The following is a 20,976-nucleotide window of genomic DNA, read 5'->3' on the forward strand; positions in this document are numbered from 1 at the left end:
GTTGTAGATGCGCCCAATTATCAAATCAAACAAGCTAGATACCGTCTGTTATGACATCCGAGGGCCCGTACATAAGGAAGCTCGTCGGCTGGAAGATGAAGGCCATAGAATTTTAAAACTGAATATCGGGAACCCGGCTCCCTTTGGTTTCGAGGCGCCGGAAGAGATTGTACGTGATGTTATCTTAAATCTGCCCAGTGCCCAGGGCTACTCTGAGTCAAAAGGATTATTCTCTGCCCGTAAGGCCATTGTGCAGCATTATCAATCCCAGGGGATCTTCGGTGTGGATATTGAAGATGTCTATATCGGCAATGGTGTTTCCGAGCTTATTGTCATGGCTATGCAGGGGCTGTTAAACACCGACGACGAAGTCCTTATCCCCTCACCGGATTACCCCTTGTGGACGGCCGCCGTACATCTGTCAGGTGGTATAGCGCAGCACTACCGCTGTGATGAAGATTCCGATTGGTTTCCCGATCTCAATGATATAAAAAGTAAAATTTCACCCCGCACCCGGGCTTTAGTACTGATTAACCCGAATAACCCAACCGGAGCGGTTTACTCCAAAGAGTTGCTGTTACAAGCTGTAGAGATATGCCGACAACACGATCTTATCCTGTTTGCCGATGAGATCTACGACAAGATACTCTATGATGAGGCGCAGCATATCCCGGCAGCGAGTCTCTCTGACGATATCTTAACGGTTACATTCAATGGTCTTTCCAAGTCCTACCGGGCGGCGGGTTTTCGCGTTGGTTGGATGATGCTGTCGGGTAATCTCAAAGATGCCAAGAGCTATATCGAAGGCTTAGATATGCTCGCTTCTATGCGACTGTGCTCCAATGTACCCAATCAACATGCCATTCAGACCGCGCTTGGCGGATACCAAAGCATCAATGAGTTGGTTGTCGATGATGGCCGCCTGAAGGTTCAGCGCGATACCTGCGTTGAACTGCTCAATCAGATCCCGGGGGTAAGTGTTAAATGTCCCAAGGGAGCCATGTACGCCTTCCCTAAACTCGACAGTAAAAAATTCAATATTCGTGATGACGAACGCCTGGTTCTCGACCTTCTGAAAGAGAAAAAAATTCTTCTGGTCCAAGGTTCCGCCTTTAACTGGCCTGAGCCCGATCACCTCAGGGTAGTATTTTTACCCCACAAAGAGGATCTCGAAAAAGCATTAATCGAGTTCGGTGAATTTATGGACGGTTACAGCCAGTAACAATCCCCCTCTCGGAAGCAAATATGGAGCGCCTCCGGCGCGCTTCATGTCAAACTCTTATAGTGAATTGATGATATGTCACGTAAGCGCTTGGCGGCCTGCTGCGAAGTGATATCCCGCTGAACCTCTGCCATCATCTCATAGCCAAGCATAAATTTTCTTATAGAAGCCGAGCGTAACAGATGTGGCTAAAAGTGAGCATACAGAGTCCACTCAGAAGTTAACAGATTAAATCGTCGATGAGGATGTTCAGTGGGATCAAACTGCTCAAAACCAGACACACCCACTCGCCAACGGGAGTAAAAAATTGTGTGTCTAATCTAACTTTCTATAGGCAGGCTGCCATTCCTGAAAAGATGCATTAAATTCCTGTTTGGTAGCCTGTACTTATATTTCCCGGCACTGAGTAGCGAAATTAATCCAGGCGCACCGATTGCAAATAACTCATATTAGCAATCGGTTTGCCGGATATATGCAGTAAAAGCGGTGGGCTTATGGGATTGAATGAATCACAGGTTCATCATCCATCGAATGTACGGCACCATCTGCGCTGGAAAGTGAAGCCGCGGTGTCCCCCTGAGTGTCGATAATCAGAGCGCCATCACCATTTTCACCCAAGAGCCCATTGATTATCTGCCCATCGCTACTGCCAAACTCAGCCTTAAGATCGACACCATCGAGGACGATGTGCTGCTCGAATACTCCATCACCGTCACCATCAATATCTATTATGGTCGAGTGAGTGGCGCTGTCGACGCTAAAGTTAAGGTACTCATCGAGGTTTCCGCTGTTTTCCCCCTGAAGCAGATCGCTCAAGTCCAGCTTATCTTCGTTAAGGTTGAAATCGGCAATGTGATCGGTTCCCTCCTCTCCCTCTGACCAGATAAAGGTATCGGCGCCGCTGCCGCCGCGCAACATGTCATCACCCAGTCCGCCGATCATCATGTCATCACCATCACCACCAAGCAGAATATCGCTGCCTGAGCCGCCGACGAGCACATCATCTCCGGCTTCGCCGTCTAAGACATCACCAAACACCAGCTTAGTCTGCGCGCCGCCCTCATAAGCGAGGTAAACACCGGTTTTTTCTGAACCATCACTCAGGGTAACGGTAAATGTCACACCTTGATGCGCAAATACATTACTGTCGTTGCTGTTCAGTTGACTGGTATCCAGGGTGAACCAGAACTCATCACCCGATGTAAATTCCCCCTCGGCAAAGTTTGCGGTAATCACCGAGTTCCCCTCTGAGAGGGTGAAAATGCTGTTGCTTGGATTCAGACCGATAGAATCACCCAGCGCATAATTTTCGATGAAGGCATCACTATCACTGCCGCCTCGAAGGTTAACGCTGATACTGGTGACCGACAGATCATCGCTGTTACTGTCAAATTTGAAGCCAAAGGGGTTATCTACCCTGCTGTTCTCTCCCGGTGTAACGATCGCCGTAATGAGTCCATCGTCAGGTGTTAACCTGCTCGCCGATGAGTTGATGATAATATCGTTTTCGGCCGTGCCGATTAACTGCTCAGCGTAATCGAGATCCACATGAGTCGAATCTTCTCCCTGCCCAGTGCTGCCCTTGAGGGTATAGTTGAAACTCGAATCTTCTGTCGTCGAAGAAAGTGTCACGACGCCATCACTAAGCGTTACATTATCTCCAGTAACTTGAGTAATACCGGCATTACCGGCAGTCTTGTCGCCGTGTAGCAGGTATTCGACCGGAATATCTATGGTCGTGCCTTCAGCCAGATTGGTAATGATATTATTCGAGTTAGCATCTAGGTTTGCATGATAATCAACCCCCAGATTTAAGGTGACAGAGGCAGTATCACCGTCAGCATCTTTCACGACGGCAACTAAAGACTCATGCTCATTGAGCACATCACGGTCCACATCGATAGAGTAACTATACTCTCCGGTATCGAAATTAACGGTGAACTTGCCCCCCAGCGCCGTCATAAATACCTGAACCGGGTTGCCGGCATCATAGCTATGGATCACACCATCGACATTGATACTCTCTATGTGTCCACCATCGGCGCCGAATACGACACCTGTGCTATAGCTGCCCTTGATCGTGTCGCCATCGAAATAGTTGAGTATGGTGCTGGCCAAGTCTTCCGGGTCATCGAGTTTAACCGCATAGGCCTCATCACCATCGACCTCAGGGTAAGCCACGGGCAGAAGATCGCTCAGACCCGCATCGCCGATACCGATACCAAAAGCGGTCTTATAGCCACTGGTTTCAAGATAGCTCTCCCAGGTAGACTGTAATGTACTATCCACTTCCTGTCCCTGTGACGGCGAGCCGTCGGAGATAAAGTAGAGCAGGCTCTGATCCGCGCCATCAGGTAATGGGCCGCTATTCATGACGGCATTGAGCGCAGCATCATAGTGCGTAGGCCCGTAGGCGACTAAAGATTCGAGATAGTTAATGGCACCGGCAACATCATCGATCATCCAACCTGATGAACCGGTATTGCCGTGGAAATTGACAATCTGAATGTTTACATTGCCCGTACTATCCACCTCGTTTATCAAGGCGGTTAAGGCGTCGATTGCCACTTCCAGATAGGTCTGTCCGTTACCGACCGGATCGCCCATACTACCGGATACATCCAATACCAATGTCAGGTTGGTTGTCACTACATCGGCGTTTGCCTGCAGGTTCTGGCTGATATCATGGGCAACTGGCGCATCATCATCGATCTTCACGGTGAGGCTGGCACTGTCGTTGCTGCCAAGGCTGTTAGTTATGGTGTAATCGAAAGACTCACTGGCGTTATCACCATCAGTACTATTTGCCGTTAGCTTATATTCATAGTCTCCGGCTCTGTGATCACCAGAGTCCTGACTATAGACAGTTAACTCACCTAAGGCTGTAGTGACAGTTATCACACCATTTACCGCTGTCACCCCCTCCACTTCACTGATTTGTGTCGAGCTACTGATACCTGAATCGTTATCGAGCAGGTTACCGGTCGCGATATTACTGCCATCACCGGCATTGGTACCCGTGCTCAGGCCTGATTCTGACACGGTTGCAGAATCATTTATCCCTTGCGGGTTTGAGTCTTGATTGATAGTCAGTGTCGCCGCACTATTATCGCCATCGGCATCGGTCAGTACATATTCAAACTCATCACTGGTCAGTGGGTGAACCACCGCCGTTTGCAACGAGGTCAGTGACAGATAACCACCTGAATCTGCCGTTATCACAACATATTGATAAGCTTGAGCAGAATTGATATTCAATGAATCACTGTCGGCAAAGTTTCCGCTATCCACTAAGTGACCATCACTGTCATATGTCGCCCACTGGCCATGTGCATTACTTGCACTGCCAGCCCAACCATTTAACCCTAACAACACCTCATTGAAATCAGCCTCGAGATCGATAACTACGGACTCACCGTACTCTATCCATTCGTTATTACCTGCACCTACCTGATTGTTATATTCGTAAGTACCATCACCGGAACCGGTCAGCATAGACCTATCCAGATTATTACCATTAACAAAATCGGTTGATGAGTTAAACCCATACAGCTGAACACCATTGCCAACATACAGGTCACCCGAATCCAGATTGACGAACTCGTTCAGCGTCGATTGGTAGCTGTAATTACCATCCTGATTTATCGTTAAGATACCGTCATCGGTCGTGATAGTGAGATTACCTTCGGCGTCAAAATTACTGTAACTGCTGCCCTTATAGGATACAGAAGAGATACTTGCCGAATCTGCGCCCAGGCTGTCGACGCCAGTACCATCACTGCCCGCAGCGGTAATCACATTGCCATGAGCCGTACCACCGAAGCCGATGCTGTCGGTATCATCATTTGCAACCGGCGCCGTATCGGCAACATTGACAGTTACCTTGGTCCAGGTTGAGTTTTCAATACCATCCGTTGACTGATAATAGAAGCTGTCAGTCAGGTTATCACTGCCAGTGTGATCCAGGCTCGCAGGAGCCTGATAACTATAACTGCCATCGGAATTGATAGTGACGGTGCCACCGAGCGCCGTAGTAAAACTCGCGCCCTGTTCTGTTGTCGCTATTGCACCATTACCTGAACCATCAACGGCCAACGAAATAACAGACAAGCTACCTGAGTCATAATCGGCGTCATTGCCTAACAGGGTCGCCTCATTGAAGTTGATAGACTCGCCCTCGGTTAGATCGAACCTATCCTCCTGTGTTTCAGGTGGCGTACTCGTCTTTGGTTTTACGGCAAATTCACCCTGTACACTATCACCATCGCCGTCGGTGATGAGAACATTAAAATCGATATCGCCATCGGCGGTGGGCTTCATATCCTGATATTGATGGAAGTCCCATTGTCCGGTACCCGGTGTAAACTCCAGCTTGAAGATAACTGTGCCGGATGCAGTTTGCCCCAGCAAGGTGTTACCAGATTGAGTGATAAGGATCGCTTCGCCGCTGCTTGTCACAAGCCCCGTCTCATCACTCCCGGTCAGCTCGATAGAACCTGCACCATCGGCGCCCCACTCAGGAGTGACGGTTCCCGATGCATAAGCGATGGGCTCGCCGGTCTCAACTCCGACAAACTCTATCGATTTAATCGTCAGATCGCTGTTATCACCGTACTCAGCCGGACGACCGTTATCTGTCGCCCTGATAACGACACTGTCAAACCCTCCCTCGAGTACCTCAAAGTTTGCAGCATAGTCACCATGGTTTGCATCTGAGGTAAAGTTCTGACTCGTAACCAGCTCACCATCGCGGTAAAACTCGACAACGCCGACCTCGAGTTCACCGCCGAACATCTTGCTGAACTCTATATTCATTCCGAACGCGAGAGTCCCCGGATCCAGAGTAATAATGACCTCTTCGGATGCCGAGCTACCATCGGCAAATTGACGAAACTCAACTTCGTTGTCTAAAGGTAGGTATGGCGAACCTCCACTGACGACTCCGATTCCCTGACTGCTTCCTTTCAGAGGCCTGTCGATAAGAGTTGAATCTGTAGCTGAGGTAAAGCCTCTTCCGGTAATAGTAAATCCATCGAAATCCAGCGAACCACGTACACCTGAAGAGTGAGTGAGATCGGTCTCTCCTATTAATGCATCCGGAATATCGTTAAAGGTGACCTCAGCAGCCGGAACAGCACTAAACTCGGGGGCATCATCTTCGACGGTGACAGAGAAGCTACCGCTGGTAGTCCCGCCATTTCCATCAGAAACATCAACGCCGATTGCCAATGAAAGTGTATCTTCTGTACTGCCATCTGGATGATCGACAGCCCCTTTCAGTGTTAAATCATACGCCCAATCCCCGGATGAGTTTCCGGCAGGTGCTCTCAGACTGATGGTCATAACCTCCTGATAATCACTCTCACCGATCGTGCCGATAAAACCACTTAGGCTCTGTGAGTCCGCATCCCATGTCCACTGAACGGCTTGTCCAGCGGAGGTTACCCCTTGTGGGCCTGAAAGCGTGACAGACAGGGTATCGCCATCGATATCCTGCAGGGTAAATACCCCACTCGCAGTTACCGAGTCCGTAGTATCAGAGCTGCCCTGGTTATCCGTAAGACCCGTTGGTAGCCCCTCTTCGGAGACCACGGCATCTGTGATAACGCTCATAGCCGGCTTATCATTACCCGGTGAAACGGTGATCTTCAGAGTCGAGTCGTTAGTGGTGAAACCGTCGCTGACGGTGTAGTCAACCACAGGCACGCTGCCGTTGTAGTTGGTCGCCGGGGTGAAGCTGTAGCCGCCATCGCTGTCAATCGTCAGCTCACCTTCACTCAGGCTCACGGTGACGCTGTTGCCGGCGCTGAAATCATAGTCCTGGCCGTCAACCGAGAAAGACTGGATGCTCAGCGGTCCTTCGACACTGCTGCTGCCCTCGAGCAGGGTCCCGCTGGTTACGCCGCTGTCCTCGCCGATGGTGATCGTCTCGTCGCCATCGACGAAGGGATCGGCCTCGGGGGTGACGGTGATCGATAGGCTCGAATCGTTAGTGGTGAAACCGTCGCTGACGGTGTAGTCAACCACAGGCACGCTGCCGTTGTAGTTTGTGACCGGGGTGAAGCTGTAACCGCCGTCGCTGTCAATCGTCAGCTCACCTTCACTCAGGCTCACGGTGACGCTGTTGCCACCGCTGAAATCATAGTCCTGGCCGTCAACCGAGAAAGACTGGATGCTCAGCGGGCCTTCAATACTGCTGCTCCCCTCGAGCAGGGTTCCGCTGGTGACGCCGCTGTCTTCGCCGATGGTGATCGCCTCATCGCCATCCACAAAGGGATCGGCCTCGGGGGTGACGGTGATCGATAGGCTCGAATCGTTAGTGGTGAAACCGTCACTGACGGTGTAGTTCACCACAGGCACGCTGCCGTTGTAGTTTGTGGCCGGGGTGAAGCTGTAACCGCCGTCGCTGTCGATAGTCAACTCGCCCTCAGTCAGCTTCACGGTGACACTGTTGCCACCGCTGAAATCATAATCATGACCTGCAACCGAGAAGGTCTGGATACTGAGCGGGCCTTCAATACTGCTGCTACCCTCGAGCAGGGTTCCGCTGGTGACACCGCTGTCCTCACCGATGGTGATCGCCTCATCGCCATCCACAAAGGGATCGGCCTCGGGGGTAACGGTGATCGATAGGCTCGAATCGTTAGTGGTGAAACCGTCGCTGACGGTGTAGTTCACCACAGGCACGCTGCCGTTGTAGTTTGTGGCCGGGGTGAAGCTGTAACTGCCGTCGTTGTCGATAGTCAGCTCGCCCTCAGTCAGCTTCACGGTGACACTGTTGCCACCGCTGAAATCATAATCATGACCTGCAACCGAGAAGGTCTGGATACTGAGCGGGCCTTCAATACTGCTGCTACCCTCAAGCAGGGTTCCGGTGGTGACGCCGCTGTCTTCGCCGATGGTGATCGCCTCATCGCCATCCACAAAGGGATCGGCCTCGGGGGTAACGGTGATCGATAGGCTCGAATCGTTAGTGGTGAAACCGTCGCTGACGGTGTAGTTCACCACAGGCACGCTGCCGTTGTAGTTTGTGGCCGGGGTGAAGCTGTAACCGCCGTCGCTGTTTATGATCAGCTCACCTTCACTCAGCTTCACGGTGACACTGTTGCCACCGCTGAAATCATAATCATGACCTGCAACCGAGAAGGTCTGGATACTGAGCGGGCCTTCGACACTGCTGCTACCCTCGAGCAGGGTTCCGGTGGTGACACCGCTGTCCTCACCGATGGTGATCGCCTCATCGCCATCCACAAAGGGATCGGCCTCGGGGGTGACGGTGATCGATAGGCTCGAATCGTTAGTGGTGAAACCGTCGTTGACGGTGTAGTTCACCACAGGCACGCTGCCGTTGTAGTTTGTGGCCGGGGTGAAGCTGTAACCGCCGTCGCTGTTTATGATCAGCTCACCTTCACTCAGGTTCACGGTGACACTGTTGCCACCGCTGAAATCATAATCATGACCTGCAACCGAGAAGGTCTGGATGCTGAGCGGGCCTTCGACACTACTGCTACCCTCAAGCAGGGTTCCGCTGGTGACGCCGCTGTCTTCGCCGATGGTGATCGCCTCATCGCCATCGACGAAGGGATCGGCCTCGGGGGAGACAATAATGCTAAGCGTTGATGTATCCGAGCTGGAGCCATCGGTCAGGTTATAGGTAATAACCGGCACCGAACCATTATAATCAGCCACCGGAGTGAAGGTGTAGTAACCCTGACTGTCCAGGCTGAATGTGCCGACATTAGCGATACTGATATCATTGCCATCGGCCTGATAGGTCGTGCTATCGCCTGCAATGGTGAAGCTGGTTACTGTGATATTACCATCGACGCTGCTGCCGTCTATCACATTTCCGTCCACCTCAGGGCTGTCTTCGGCCAAGGTGCGAATTTCATTGTTATCGGAAAAGCCATCGCTAACCGGCGTCACTATGAGGCTCAGTGTCGAACTGTCACCACTGGAACCATCGGTCAAGTAATAGGTAATAACCGGCACCGAACCATTATAATCAGCCACCGGAGTGAAGGTGTAGTAACCCTGACTGTCCAGGCTAAATGTGCCGACATTGTTGATACTGATATCACTGCCATCGGCCTGATAGGTCGTGTTATCGCCTGCAATGGTGAAGCTGGTTACTGTGATATCACCATCGACGCTGCTGCCGTCGATCACATTACCGCCCACTTGTGGGCTGTCTTCGGCCAAGGTTCGAATTTCATTGTTGTCGGTAAAATCATCATTGACTGGCGTAACAGATATACTCAATGTCGAACTGTCACCACTTGAGCCATCTGTCAGATTATAGGTAATTACCGGCACCGAGCCATTGTAGTTAGCTGTTGGGGTGAAGGTGTAGTTTCCCTGACTGTCCAGGCTGAATGTGCCAACATTAGCGATGCTGATATCACTACCATCGGCCTGATAGGTCGTGTTATCGCCATCTATGGTGAAGCTGGTTACTGTGATATCGCCATCGACACTGGCACCGTCGATCACATTACCGCCTACCTCCGGGCTATCTTCGGCTATGGTGATAAACTCATTATTATCGGTAAAGTCATCATTTACCGGAGTCACTATGATGTTCAAGTCAGCACTTGAGCCGGTATTTACCGTATAGGTGATAACCGGTACCGTGCCGTTCCAGTCATCATTTGGCGTAAAGACGTAGCTGCCATCGGCGTTGAGTAGCAATGTGCCATCTTCAAGGATAACCGTGGTGCCCGCGCTGTAGCTGCTGCCGTCGACCTCGAAGCTCACTACACTCAGATCATTGTCGATGTCAGAGTCATTATCCAGCACATTGCCGGTCGCGACCGTGTCCTCAGGGATGCTGTTGCTGTCATCGGCCAGCATACTGGCATCATCAACTGGCGTCACGACTATGGTCAGGGTTGCACTCGAACCTGTATTGACCGTATAGGTGATAACCGGCACGGTGCCGTTCCAGTCTTCATTTGGCGTAAAGAGATAGCTACCATCTACGTTGAGCTCTAAGCTGCCATCTTCGAGCGCCACTGTGGTTCCGGCGCTATATGTGCTGCCATCGACTTCGAAGCTCACGACGCTTAGCTCATTGTCGATATCTGAATCGTTATCCAGCACATTGCCGGTCGCAACCGTGTCTTCAGGGATGGTGTTGCTGTCATCGGCCAGGACACTGGCATCATCAACCGGAGTTACGACTATGGTCAGGGTTGCACTCGAACCTGTATTGACCGTATAGGTGATAACCGGCACGGTGCCGTTCCAGTCTTCATTTGGCGTAAAGAGATAGCTACCATCTACGTTAAGTATCAGGCTGCCATCTTCGAGCGCCACTGTGGTTCCGGCGCTATATATGCTGCCATCGACTTCGAAGCTCACTACACTCAGATCATTGTCGATGTCAGAGTCATTATCCAGCACATTGCCGGTCGCAACCGTGTCCTCAGGGATGGCGTTGCTGTCATCGGCCAGAACACTGGCATCATCAACAGGCGTCACGACTATGGTCAGGGTCGCACTCGAACCTGTATTGACCGTATAGGTAATAACCGGCACACTGCCGTTCCAGTCTTCATTTGGCGTAAAGAGATAGCTGCCATCGGCGTTAAGCACCAGGCTGCCATCTTCAAGCGCCACTGTGGTGCCGGCACTATACGTGCTACCATCGACTTCAAAGCCAACAACACTAAGTTCACTATCAACATCGGTGTCATTGTCCAGTACATTGCCGGTCGCAACACTGTCTTCTGCAATGGTATTAGTGTCATTCTCCAGCTCTGATGGCTCATCCACATCACTACCATTGATTCCATCTGTTGTATCGAAACTTACCTGAGCGCCGCCTGTGGTAGAGTAGCCAGCCGCTGCTATGGTTTCATCACCGATTCGCCCTACCGATATAAATCCACTATCGCCCTCATTACCTGCTACTGTGCCCGCTGCGGTCTCAGGGAGCTGTGTGGTAGGATCTTCATTGGCCAGAATTAACTCCTGCAGATACTCTATCTCTGCAGCATCAGGCAGGGAGCCATTCCCCCCATCATAACTATCACTTTGTTCAAGTTCAGTCTGACTATAAAAGGAGCCGTCTTCATAGGCAATATTGATCTCTGCCCTGTCATCTAAAAAGAGAATTGCTCCAGCCTGTATATGCTTGCCCTGGGTGACATCTTCCACCACGTTATTAACTTCAACCTTGATCTCACCATTAGCAAGTAAAACTTCTCCAGACTGCGTAATTACTACTTTTTTCAATTCAATTCTCCACAAAGACAAAAAACAGGCCAGCAACACCCGCAACAAGCCAGTAACACAGCTTGCGTTGACAGCTAAAAAAGCGGCCGGCATGTTACATATTTGGCCTTGTCAAGTCAATTATTAAGCAGTTGAAAACGCCTATTGATCACCTTATTACCGACAGATAAACCAATTCAAACAACATTATCGGTACAAGCGTCTAACTTAATAAAAAATCAAGGGGAAAAGAAGAAATATGAGAGCTGTACAATGTTATGCAGTGTTGATGCATAACTAATGAATTAGGGAATAATTAATTGACCTCCATTCATCTCCTGTTTCAAAGCCCTGACAGACACGAGGCTAAGATAAAACGGTTCAAATTTATCGGTTCAATCACCAGTTCGGCGTGAACACAAGTATGAGGCTGCTCCACCGGAAAAGGATCTTTACTACTTTTCACCAGCACCTTGCAGCCAAGGTTACGGGGTCTCCAAAAGAGGGGGGTGGGGTAATGGTATAATTGTGCCGTCATGCACTGGTAACGCGTGCTGCGCCTGAATTCCACCGGTGACATGTTAAACTCACGATGAAAAATGTCTGAGAAGCGGCTGACAGAACCGAAGCCAGCCTCGAGACCACTATCAAATACAGGGTCATCCGTTTCCAGCAACAGAGCCTGAGCATGCTGTAAGCGTAACCGATTAATATATAGTTTAATCGATACTCTCATCGCATGACTGAACAACTTTATCGCATAATTTTTATGTGATCAGGTAGAGTTCGAAACATCGGCAATCGTGATCTTCTGCTCATAATTGTCTGCGATATAACGCAGCATAGTCTGGATATGCGTCAAACCGGTAGGGTCGATCAGTGGCTTACATCAGACACCATATCAGCCTGGTGATAGGTACTATAGTTCTAAGAGACATGCGCCGTACTCGCCCACGTATTTCATCAATTACCTGAATAGTCATCATCTGATTGTTTTTATTCCGGTCTTTCCCCAAATTTCGGTAAGCTGCTCATCGTATGTATATAGACTATCGGAAACCAATAATTCACCATTTAAGAGCTGGCTTACACACTCATTCTGACCTGGAAGCTTCAGAATGCCTGTAGGGGTATATAGAGATTAACCAGCTCTCCTTTTCCTTATGTCGCTGTCATCAGATTTGGAGATGAGTCCCAAAACATTAACATACGCCCTTCGGGAACACTTACTTTCTTAGCGTTAAACAGGTAGTTGATCTCAGTATGTCCGTGCCAGTGACTATGGGGCATCACCTGAGGTTCCAGCCTTCTGAAGCCTAACTTATGTTCCATTCCCTGAGTTTCGAGAGGACTTGTATCTATAAAATCGATTTTTTGAACCCAATCCAATAAGCAGGTGTACGTCCGGTGTTACGTTTAAGCTTAAAGTTAGCTTATCTGTTCGATATGCAGAAACCAGGTAAGAACACAGCCCACCTATGAGGAGATCCATACAGCTGCTATGCTGGGTGCAACAGAGCGGGCTTGCCTTAACCCCGAACGAATATCAATATATTTAACATTCGATAAAGTTGTGATTCTCGCATCGGCCCTTATTGGTAGGCAATTCATTGCAAAGTGACATTTAATTGCCTCTTTGGTGAGGGCTTGTGCTAATGTAACTTCATGTAGTCATTGAATTAAGTTGTTAAAACGCTATGAGTCATCTATTCGCTCACCTCTCAAGAATGAAATTAATTCAACGCTGGCCTCTTATGTACAATGTCCGCAGTGAAAATGTTCAGGAGCACTCTCTTCAAGTCGCCATGGTTGCGCATGCGCTTGCTATAATTAGCAATCAAAAATTTGGAACGCAACTTAATCCGGATAGAGCAGCAACCGTCGCCATCTTTCACGATGCCAGTGAAATTTTGACAGGAGATCTCCCTACCCCGGTAAAGTATTTCAATAAAGAGATAGAGGCAGAATACAAGAAGATTGAAGCTATCGCCGAACACCGACTTTTGGAGATGGTGCCGGATGAGTTTAAACGTGAATATCAGCCGTTGTTATCGAGTGAATATGCCGACAGCGAATACAAACATCTGGTCAAATCGGCCGATACGCTGTGCGCTTTTTTGAAATGTTTAGAGGAGCAAAGAGCCGGCAATGACGAATTCAATACTGCAAGAAAAAGGCTGGAACAGATGTTGGACGACAACCCGGATCCCGCGGTTAAGTATTTCATCGACTGTTATATTCCCAGCTTTAAATTAAACTTAGACGACATAAACCGACTACTCTAACTCACATTTATAAGGTCACCGATGACACAGTCCCCATGGCATGAAAGGCGTCTTAGTGAAGAGAAGAAAAGACGCAACGATCATCGTAGCCCCTATCAGAGAGATCGGGCGCGGATCCTTCACTCTGCGGCCTTCAGGCGCTTACAGGCAAAGACCCAGGTATTGGGTGTCGGCATGAACGATTTCTACCGAACCCGACTCACCCACTCCCTTGAGGTTTCGCAGATCGGAACCGGAATTAGGGCGCAACTGAAACAAAAACGCCCCGAATTTGATCATCTGTTCGATTCAGTGAGTTTAATTGAATCACTGTGTCTCGCCCATGATATTGGCCACCCTCCATTTGGACACGGAGGAGAGGTCGCTCTCAACTATATGATGCGAGAGCATGGCGGCTTCGAAGGTAACGGACAAACATTCAGGATCCTTACCGGCCTTGAGCCGTACACTGAGTGTTATGGCATGAATCTGTGTCGCCGGACACTGCTTGGGATCCTAAAATACCCTGCACCATACTCCAGCTTGTTTCGTGCATCGGGTAACAAACCGGTTAACAACATCAGACAACTCAAACCATCTCAGTGGACGCCGGTAAAAGGGATATTTGACGATGATAGTGCAATATTAAAATGGGTTCTGCAGCCGTTAAGTGACGCTGACCGGGCTCGTTTTTTGTCTCATCGTGATCTCGGCGCCGATAAACACCTTCGCACTCAATTTAAATCACTGGATTGCTCCGTAATGGAGCTGGCGGATGATATCGCCTACGCCGTACACGATCTTGAAGATGCGATAGTGATGGGCATTGTGTCTGCATCTCAGTGGAACCAGGATGTCGAGTCAAGACTATGCAATAGCGATGATCCCTGGATTAAAGAGGAGTTTACCCGCATAGGGCGCAATCTTTTTTCCCATCAACATCACCTGAGAAAAGATGCTATCGGTACCTTAGTCAATGGCTTTGTGACAGCTATAGATATCAAAGAAGATGCGTTATTTACCGAACCGCTTTTACGTTTTAATGCCGGACTTGATGACTGTTTCTCGGAAGCATTGGATGTATTAAAACAGTTTGTTTATAAATATGTAATAAGAAAACCAGAGATCCAAATGCTTGAATATAAAGGGCAACAGATAGTGATGGAGCTATTCGAAGCATTTGAATCCGATCCACAACGATTGCTGCCTACCCATACACAGGAGCGCTGGCAAGCGAGCCATGAGGCCGGCCTGAACAGTCATCGCGTTATCGCCGATTATATATCGGGAATGACCGATGAGTTTGCAGCCAGGTTACATCAACATCTGTTCAGCCCCAAAGCTGGATCTATGATAGAGCTCAACAGAGAGCTATAGCCACCCTGCCAATAAAATGGATAAAAGACAAACCGACTCAGCCAGGCCGGGCAAGTATGACTTCAGATGGAAATAGCATCTGTTGAATATATTCGCGTTTATCGACGATAAAACCGGAATCTGTAAGTTGCCCGGATAGATTTACACCTCTACAGCCCCCCATCAGCTTAGGTGATAAACGATATATCCACTCATATACTGCACTGAGTCGGGATTCTCCACGGGTCATATTCACTAATATAAGGTGCCCGTCATGCTTTAATACCCGTCGAAATTCAGCGAGTATTGCAGGCATATCTTTAAATGCAATAAGATCGAACATGTAATTATTCATCAGAATATCCACGCTATTGTCAGCAGCATCAAGTTTAAATGCACTGCCTAACTCCAATCGATACGCCCCGCTTTCTACCTTATTGAGCCTGTCTTTGGCCTTTTCAAGCATCCCGGCCGAGATGTCAATTCCAAAATTTTTCCCGTGCGGGTTTTGTTTAACCAACTCCCGAAAAGTGAGTCCAGTTCCAACCGCAACCTCAAGAACTACAGACCCGTCAATCACACTCGCCAGCTCCATGGCCCTTCTTCTTGCCTTGGTTTCAGTCAAGCTTCCCCAGAGGTCGTATAAAGGCGCAAGATTATCATATACCTTAATTATCTCATGTTGAGAAACATAAGCATCCAACCCTTGAGTTGTCCTGTGACGAAACATGATTAAACCTCTCAAAGTTAATGAACCGGTGGATTTATCAATACCAGACATGCAGGTAGCAAGTTATTGCAACCCGAACTTGGTCAATGTAATAACAACTTGTTTTTGCTTCAGCGTATGTCCGCATTATTCAGCAAGATTTCACTGATAAAATCGATGGAAGACACTATGCCCTTGATGACCTCTTTCTCCACGACAAGAAGGTGATGAATATTATGCTTGACCATAATTTCCGCAGCTTCACGAATCGTAGTTTTGGTATCGACTTCGATGACTTTATGGGTGCATACTTCCCACGCTCGCTCGGCTCTTGCATCCTTATTCGCCGCATGGAAATGAACGATATCAGTTGAGCTCACAACCCCAAAACACCTGCCGGTGGTATCGACAACCGGAACACATGAAAGACGATGAAAATGTAGTATCTTCTCGAGAGTCTCAATACTCGAATCAACATCAGCCGTGATCACACACTCCTGCATTAAAGAGGAGATCAACCTATCCATAAATACCTTCCCTGTAATAGTTGTACACGCAATGAATCCGGCATTTCACCTGGCATCAATAAATATAGTCGCTTTTTAAGTTAAGCTATGGATTAGTTTGTGACAATTACCTCACTTTTTAGATAGATAACCAAATTTCATACATAAAAAAACGCACATGAAGTGCGTTTTAATATTTCAATTCGGGTGAGAACTTTAGCCAAGCAGGCTTGGAAACAGACCTTTAAAACCGGCGGCAATGACTTCGATTCCGATGGACAGCATCAATAGGCCCATTAAACGTGTGATCACGTTGATCCCGGTTTTCCCCAAAATCTTATAGATAATCGGTGCCATTCGAAACAGAGTAAAGCTTGTTAAGCCAAACAAGATGACGGTCAGCGACATGCCGATGAGGTTAATAAAAGAGTCATGTTCTGCGGCCGATACAATCACAGAGCTAATAGCTCCGGGACCGGCCATCAAAGGCAGAGCCAATGGAACAACAGCAACCGATTCCATCGCCGATGCCTCTCGATCTTCCTCTTTGTTTCGCTTTACTTCACCCAGTTTTCCCTGAAGCATAGACATAGCTATGATGGCAATCAGAGTACCACCGGCAATACGGAAAGCCGACAACGAAATACTGAACATATTTAAGATATGTTGCCCCGCCACTATGGTTACCAGCAAGATCACAACCACGGCGAAGTTAGCGACCTTACCGGTATGATTGCGCTCAGCTTCAGTCTGATGACTGGTCAGGCTGACAAATACCGGTAATAGACCAACAGGATTGATGATAGCCACTAACCCAAGAAAAAATTTAACATAAAGTGTTAAATCCAACGACTTACCCTCTACAATATACAGCAGTGCTGTTTAAATATTTGAATCACTACGAAGGCCGCTACTCTACCCTATGATTGATTGTGGTAAAAATGAGATTTTATAATTTAATTCACATTTTCAGATAAAAATAATTAATCAACAAACGGTCTTTTTGTCGCTTAAACGTGCAAACAAGTTATTAACATCGTTATTTTATTACAGTTACAACCGGTTTTGTGGTTAAGATCACGGATAATATTGGTGTTTGGGTGTAATTTTTCTTCATGGAGATGATTTAGCCAAGCCACCATGTTTTGCTAAATTTTTTTCGAGGACGTTATTATGACTGTGACAAATGAACAAGAACTCGACCTTCTTGTACAACGTGTAGCAGATGCTCAGGCTGAATATGCAAACTTCAGCCAGGAGCAGGTAGACAAGATTTTTCGCGCCGCGGCACTGGCTGCTGCAGACGCCAGAATCTCATTAGCTAAGATGGCTGCGAGTGAGACCAGTATGGGTGTCATCGAAGATAAGGTGATAAAGAATCACTTTGCATCTGAATATATCTACAATAAATACAAAGATGAGAAAACCTGTGGGATCTTAGATGAAGATCCAACATTTGGTACCGTCACAATCGCCGAGCCTGTCGGTCTTATTTGTGGCATTGTACCAACCACCAACCCCACATCGACTGCCATTTTTAAAGCCCTTATCAGCCTTAAGACACGTAACGGGATCATATTTTCTCCCCACCCACGTGCTAAAGAGTCTACCACCACGGCCGCAAGACTGGTATTAAATGCAGCTATAGAAGCTGGTGCACCCAAGGATATAATCGGCTGGATCGGTGAGCCAAGTGTCGCCCTGTCTAACCAGTTGATGACCCATGATAAGATTAACCTAATCCTGGCCACCGGCGGTCCGGGTATGGTGAAAGCGGCCTACTCCTCAGGAAAGCCCGCGATCGGTGTTGGTGCAGGTAATACGCCGATCGTAATCGATGAAACTGCAGATATTAAACGTGCGGTTAGCTCAATCCTTATGTCTAAAACATTCGACAACGGTGTAGTCTGCGCGTCTGAACAGGCCGTCGTGGTTGTCGACGAGATTTACGATACGGTAAAAGAGCGTTTTGCTACACACGGTGGTTATATCTTATCTAAAGATGAAACCGCTGCTATGCAAAATGTCATCTTAAAGAACGGTGCTCTGAATGCAGATATCGTTGGACAAAGCGCGGCAACCATAGCCGCCATGGCCGATATCGAAGTACCTCATTGGACAAAAGTACTGATAGGTGAAGCGGAAGATATTTCTGAGGCTGAAGCCTTCGCCCATGAAAAACTGTCTCCTTTGCTGGCCATGTACAGAGCCGCTAACTTTGAAGAAGCTCTGGATAAAGCCGAAGCCCTGGTCACCTTAGGTGGTATCGGTCATACATCCGGTCTCTATACCGATCAGGATACTCAGACAGAACGCGTTATGGCTTTTGGTTTTCGCATGAAGACCGCGCGTATCTTGATAAACACCCCGGCATCTCAAGGGGGGATCGGCGATCTTTATAACTTTAAGCTGGCCCCGTCACTGACACTGGGTTGCGGTTCATGGGGTGGTAACTCTATCTCGGAAAACGTGGGTCCAAGTCACTTAATCAATAAGAAAATGGTCGCAAAGAGGGCTGAAAACATGTTGTGGCACAAGCTACCTTCTTCAATTTACTTCCGTCGCGGTAGCCTTCCTATTGCACTCGAAGAGTTGAGTGACAAGAAACGAGCTCTTATTGTTACAGATAAATATCTGTTTAATAACGGTTACTGTGATGAAACTATTAAGATCTTGAAATCTCAGGGACTTGAAACTGAGATATTCTATGAAGTAGAAGCCGACCCGACATTAGGCATCGTGACTCAAGGCGCTAAGATGGCACAGAGTTTCAAACCTGATGTGATTATCGCTCTTGGCGGTGGTTCACCTATGGATGCTGCGAAAATCATCTGGGTAATGTACGAACATCCTGAAGTAGACTTTGCCGACCTGGCACTGCGTTTCATGGATATCCGTAAGCGTATCTATAAGTTCCCTAAACTGGGTGTTAAGGCGCAGATGGTAGCTATACCAACCACTTCAGGTACAGGTTCCGAAGTGACTCCGTTCGCCGTTGTTACCGACGAAAAAACCGGTATGAAGTACCCGATTGCCGATTACCAGCTAACGCCCAATATGGCAATTGTCGATCCTAACCTGGTTATGGATATGCCTAAGTCATTAACAGCGTTCGGTGGTATCGACGCGGTAACTCACGCTCTGGAAGCCTATGTGAGTGTAATGGCTAACGAATATAGCGACGGACAAGCACTGCAAGCATTGGATCTGCTTTTCAAACACTTGCCTGATGCTTACACCCACGGCGCCGCAGCGCCTATCGCTCGCGAGAAGGTTCACAATGGTGCAACCATTGCGGGTATCGCCTTTGCGAATGCTTTCCTGGGTATTTGTCACTCGATGGCCCATAAGCTGGGTGCTGAGTTCCATCTCGCCCATGGCCTGGCAAATGCGTTACTGATTAATAACGTAATACGTTTCAACGCGACTGATATGCCGACTAAGCAGGCGGCCTTCAGTCAGTACGACCGTCCTAAGGCACTTTGCCGTTACGCAAAAATTGCAGATCATTTAAACCTTGGTGGAACCACTGATGAAGAGAAAGTTGAAGCTCTCCTTGAAGAGATCGATCAACTCAAGAAGACGATTGGCATACCGGCTTCGATCCAGGAAGCAGGAGTCAACGAAGTTGACTTCCTCGCAAAACTAGACGAACTAGCCGAAGATGCCTTCGATGATCAATGTACAGGTGCAAACCCAAGGTACCCGTTGATCGAAGAGCTTAAGCAGGTTCTGCTTGCCAGCTTCTATGGTACGGCATACAGCGATAAATAAGCTCAGCCTCACCACGTGAAAGCCTTTAGTAAAAGCCAGTTACCTCGGTAACTGGCTTTTCTATTCCCGGCATCTAAACTTTGTTTTCCAACCAATCAAGCATGACATCATTGAACCGCTCGGGCGCTTCAATCATAACCCAATGCCTTGTCTTGAACGGCTCTACCCTATTTCGTTTGTCAGCGACAATCTTCTCTACCCAAGGTTTTGAGTGGAACATCCCAGGCTTGTTTTCACCGTAAATAAAGAGTAAGGGGCAGTTTATCTCCAATGGCAGGTGCTCCAGTGAACGACCGGTCAACAGATGACTCCATTTCCAATAGTATGAGTAGGTCATAGAAGAGGTGATCGTATCGGGATCACCGGGAGCATGAAGCAGTTTGGCCATCTTACGGGTCATGGCATCACCAAGTTTTCCGCCTATCTTCCACGCTGCCGCCAGCCACATCTGATAACCAAACATAAAGGCCTTAACCTTTGCCGTTAACACATGCTCTTTTGAACCCGCATCTCCGATATCGACGCCAATTATTTTAATGACCTTGTCAGGAAAATTCATATAGAACTGATAACCGAAGAAACATCCCCAGTCGTGTAGCATCAGTATCACCGGCTTCCCATTACCAACGGTGTCGACAATTGTATTGATCAATTGCACTATCTCTTTCAGATCATATGCCCGCCTGGGTTTGTTTTTGTCGTAACCGGGTAAGGTAAACCTAACGCAACGATATTTATCTTTAAGCACCTCAACCTGTTTATCCCAAACCCGATAGGTATCAGGCCAACCATGGACCATCACAATAGTTTCGTCACCCATCCCTTCAACATAGACATCGACATCTTCAACCTGTAATTTTTCAGTCATACCCGCTCCACTATCGTTACCTTTAAATATTTTAGAGCTTTTACTCTAATAGTTTTTAC

The 20,976-nt window shown here is 48.2% G+C and carries 11 protein-coding genes and 1 pseudogene; 4 read left to right on the forward strand and 8 right to left on the reverse strand.

Annotation, left to right across the window (positions count from 1 at the left end):
- Nucleotides 1–7: 7 nt before the first annotated feature.
- Complete coding sequence (locus tag Q1B47_RS09795; protein ID WP_299792442.1) at nucleotides 8–1,222, forward strand: pyridoxal phosphate-dependent aminotransferase; 1,215 nt, start codon at nucleotides 8–10, stop codon at nucleotides 1,220–1,222.
- A gap of 44 nt (nucleotides 1,223–1,266) precedes the next feature.
- Here the strand turns inward: Q1B47_RS09795 and Q1B47_RS09800 are convergent.
- The 4 genes and pseudogenes from Q1B47_RS09800 to Q1B47_RS09815 form a co-directional block, all read right to left on the reverse strand.
- Nucleotides 1,267–1,437, reverse strand: a pseudogene (locus Q1B47_RS09800) (galactose-1-phosphate uridylyltransferase); the annotation flags it as partial.
- A 277-nt stretch (nucleotides 1,438–1,714) separates the two neighbouring features.
- The gene (locus Q1B47_RS09805) at nucleotides 1,715–11,461 is read right to left on the reverse strand and encodes a retention module-containing protein (protein ID WP_299792445.1); all 9,747 of its coding nucleotides are present in this window, start codon (nucleotides 11,459–11,461) and stop codon (nucleotides 1,715–1,717) included.
- 322 nt (nucleotides 11,462–11,783) lie between these two features.
- On the reverse strand, nucleotides 11,784–12,176 hold the full coding sequence (locus Q1B47_RS09810) for a helix-turn-helix transcriptional regulator (protein WP_299792448.1): 393 nt from the start codon (nucleotides 12,174–12,176) through the stop codon (nucleotides 11,784–11,786).
- 425 nt (nucleotides 12,177–12,601) lie between these two features.
- Nucleotides 12,602–12,772 carry a hypothetical protein gene (locus Q1B47_RS09815; RefSeq protein ID WP_299792451.1) on the reverse strand — a complete coding sequence of 57 codons (171 nt, stop codon included), beginning with the start codon at nucleotides 12,770–12,772 and terminating at the stop codon, nucleotides 12,602–12,604.
- 365 nt (nucleotides 12,773–13,137) lie between these two features.
- Between Q1B47_RS09815 and yfbR the strand changes: the two genes are divergently transcribed.
- A complete protein-coding gene (gene yfbR, locus Q1B47_RS09820) occupies nucleotides 13,138–13,725 on the forward strand; it encodes a 5'-deoxynucleotidase (protein ID WP_299792454.1) in 588 nt (195 codons plus the stop codon).
- Between the two features lie 21 nt (nucleotides 13,726–13,746).
- Nucleotides 13,747–15,081, forward strand: coding sequence for an anti-phage deoxyguanosine triphosphatase (locus tag Q1B47_RS09825; protein WP_299792457.1), 1,335 nt, complete (start codon nucleotides 13,747–13,749; stop codon nucleotides 15,079–15,081).
- Between the two features lie 37 nt (nucleotides 15,082–15,118).
- Here the strand turns inward: Q1B47_RS09825 and Q1B47_RS09830 are convergent, their stop codons facing one another.
- The 3 genes from Q1B47_RS09830 to Q1B47_RS09840 form a co-directional block, all read right to left on the reverse strand.
- The gene (locus tag Q1B47_RS09830) at nucleotides 15,119–15,790 is read right to left on the reverse strand and encodes a methyltransferase domain-containing protein (protein WP_299792460.1); all 672 of its coding nucleotides are present in this window, start codon (nucleotides 15,788–15,790) and stop codon (nucleotides 15,119–15,121) included.
- A gap of 110 nt (nucleotides 15,791–15,900) precedes the next feature.
- A complete protein-coding gene (locus tag Q1B47_RS09835) occupies nucleotides 15,901–16,296 on the reverse strand; it encodes a CBS domain-containing protein (RefSeq protein ID WP_299792463.1) in 396 nt (131 codons plus the stop codon).
- 195 nt (nucleotides 16,297–16,491) lie between these two features.
- The gene (locus Q1B47_RS09840; RefSeq protein WP_299792466.1) at nucleotides 16,492–17,124 is read right to left on the reverse strand and encodes a YchE family NAAT transporter; all 633 of its coding nucleotides are present in this window, start codon (nucleotides 17,122–17,124) and stop codon (nucleotides 16,492–16,494) included.
- 324 nt (nucleotides 17,125–17,448) lie between these two features.
- Between Q1B47_RS09840 and adhE the strand changes: the two genes are divergently transcribed.
- Nucleotides 17,449–20,049, forward strand: a complete 2,601-nt coding sequence (gene adhE, locus Q1B47_RS09845) for a bifunctional acetaldehyde-CoA/alcohol dehydrogenase (protein ID WP_299792470.1) — start codon at nucleotides 17,449–17,451, stop codon at nucleotides 20,047–20,049.
- A 73-nt stretch (nucleotides 20,050–20,122) separates the two neighbouring features.
- On the opposite strand, the gene Q1B47_RS09850 is transcribed toward adhE, so the two are convergent.
- Complete coding sequence (locus Q1B47_RS09850; protein WP_299792473.1) at nucleotides 20,123–20,917, reverse strand: alpha/beta hydrolase; 795 nt, start codon at nucleotides 20,915–20,917, stop codon at nucleotides 20,123–20,125.
- Nucleotides 20,918–20,976 lie beyond the last annotated feature (59 nt).

The organism is uncultured Shewanella sp., from assembly GCF_947501225.1.
GTDB lineage: Bacteria > Pseudomonadota > Gammaproteobacteria > Enterobacterales > Shewanellaceae > Shewanella.

Coding starts and splice junctions, on each gene's coding strand:
- Q1B47_RS09795 (WP_299792442.1), top strand. CDS start 8: ATGCGCCCAATTATCAAATCAAACAAGCTAGATACCGTCTGTTATGAC.
- Q1B47_RS09810 (WP_299792448.1), bottom strand. CDS start 12,176: ATGAGAGTATCGATTAAACTATATATTAATCGGTTACGCTTACAGCAT.
- Q1B47_RS09815 (WP_299792451.1), bottom strand. CDS start 12,772: ATGGAACATAAGTTAGGCTTCAGAAGGCTGGAACCTCAGGTGATGCCC.
- yfbR (WP_299792454.1), top strand. CDS start 13,138: ATGAGTCATCTATTCGCTCACCTCTCAAGAATGAAATTAATTCAACGC.
- Q1B47_RS09825 (WP_299792457.1), top strand. CDS start 13,747: ATGACACAGTCCCCATGGCATGAAAGGCGTCTTAGTGAAGAGAAGAAA.
- Q1B47_RS09830 (WP_299792460.1), bottom strand. CDS start 15,790: ATGTTTCGTCACAGGACAACTCAAGGGTTGGATGCTTATGTTTCTCAA.
- Q1B47_RS09835 (WP_299792463.1), bottom strand. CDS start 16,296: ATGGATAGGTTGATCTCCTCTTTAATGCAGGAGTGTGTGATCACGGCT.
- adhE (WP_299792470.1), top strand. CDS start 17,449: ATGACTGTGACAAATGAACAAGAACTCGACCTTCTTGTACAACGTGTA.
- Q1B47_RS09850 (WP_299792473.1), bottom strand. CDS start 20,917: ATGACTGAAAAATTACAGGTTGAAGATGTCGATGTCTATGTTGAAGGG.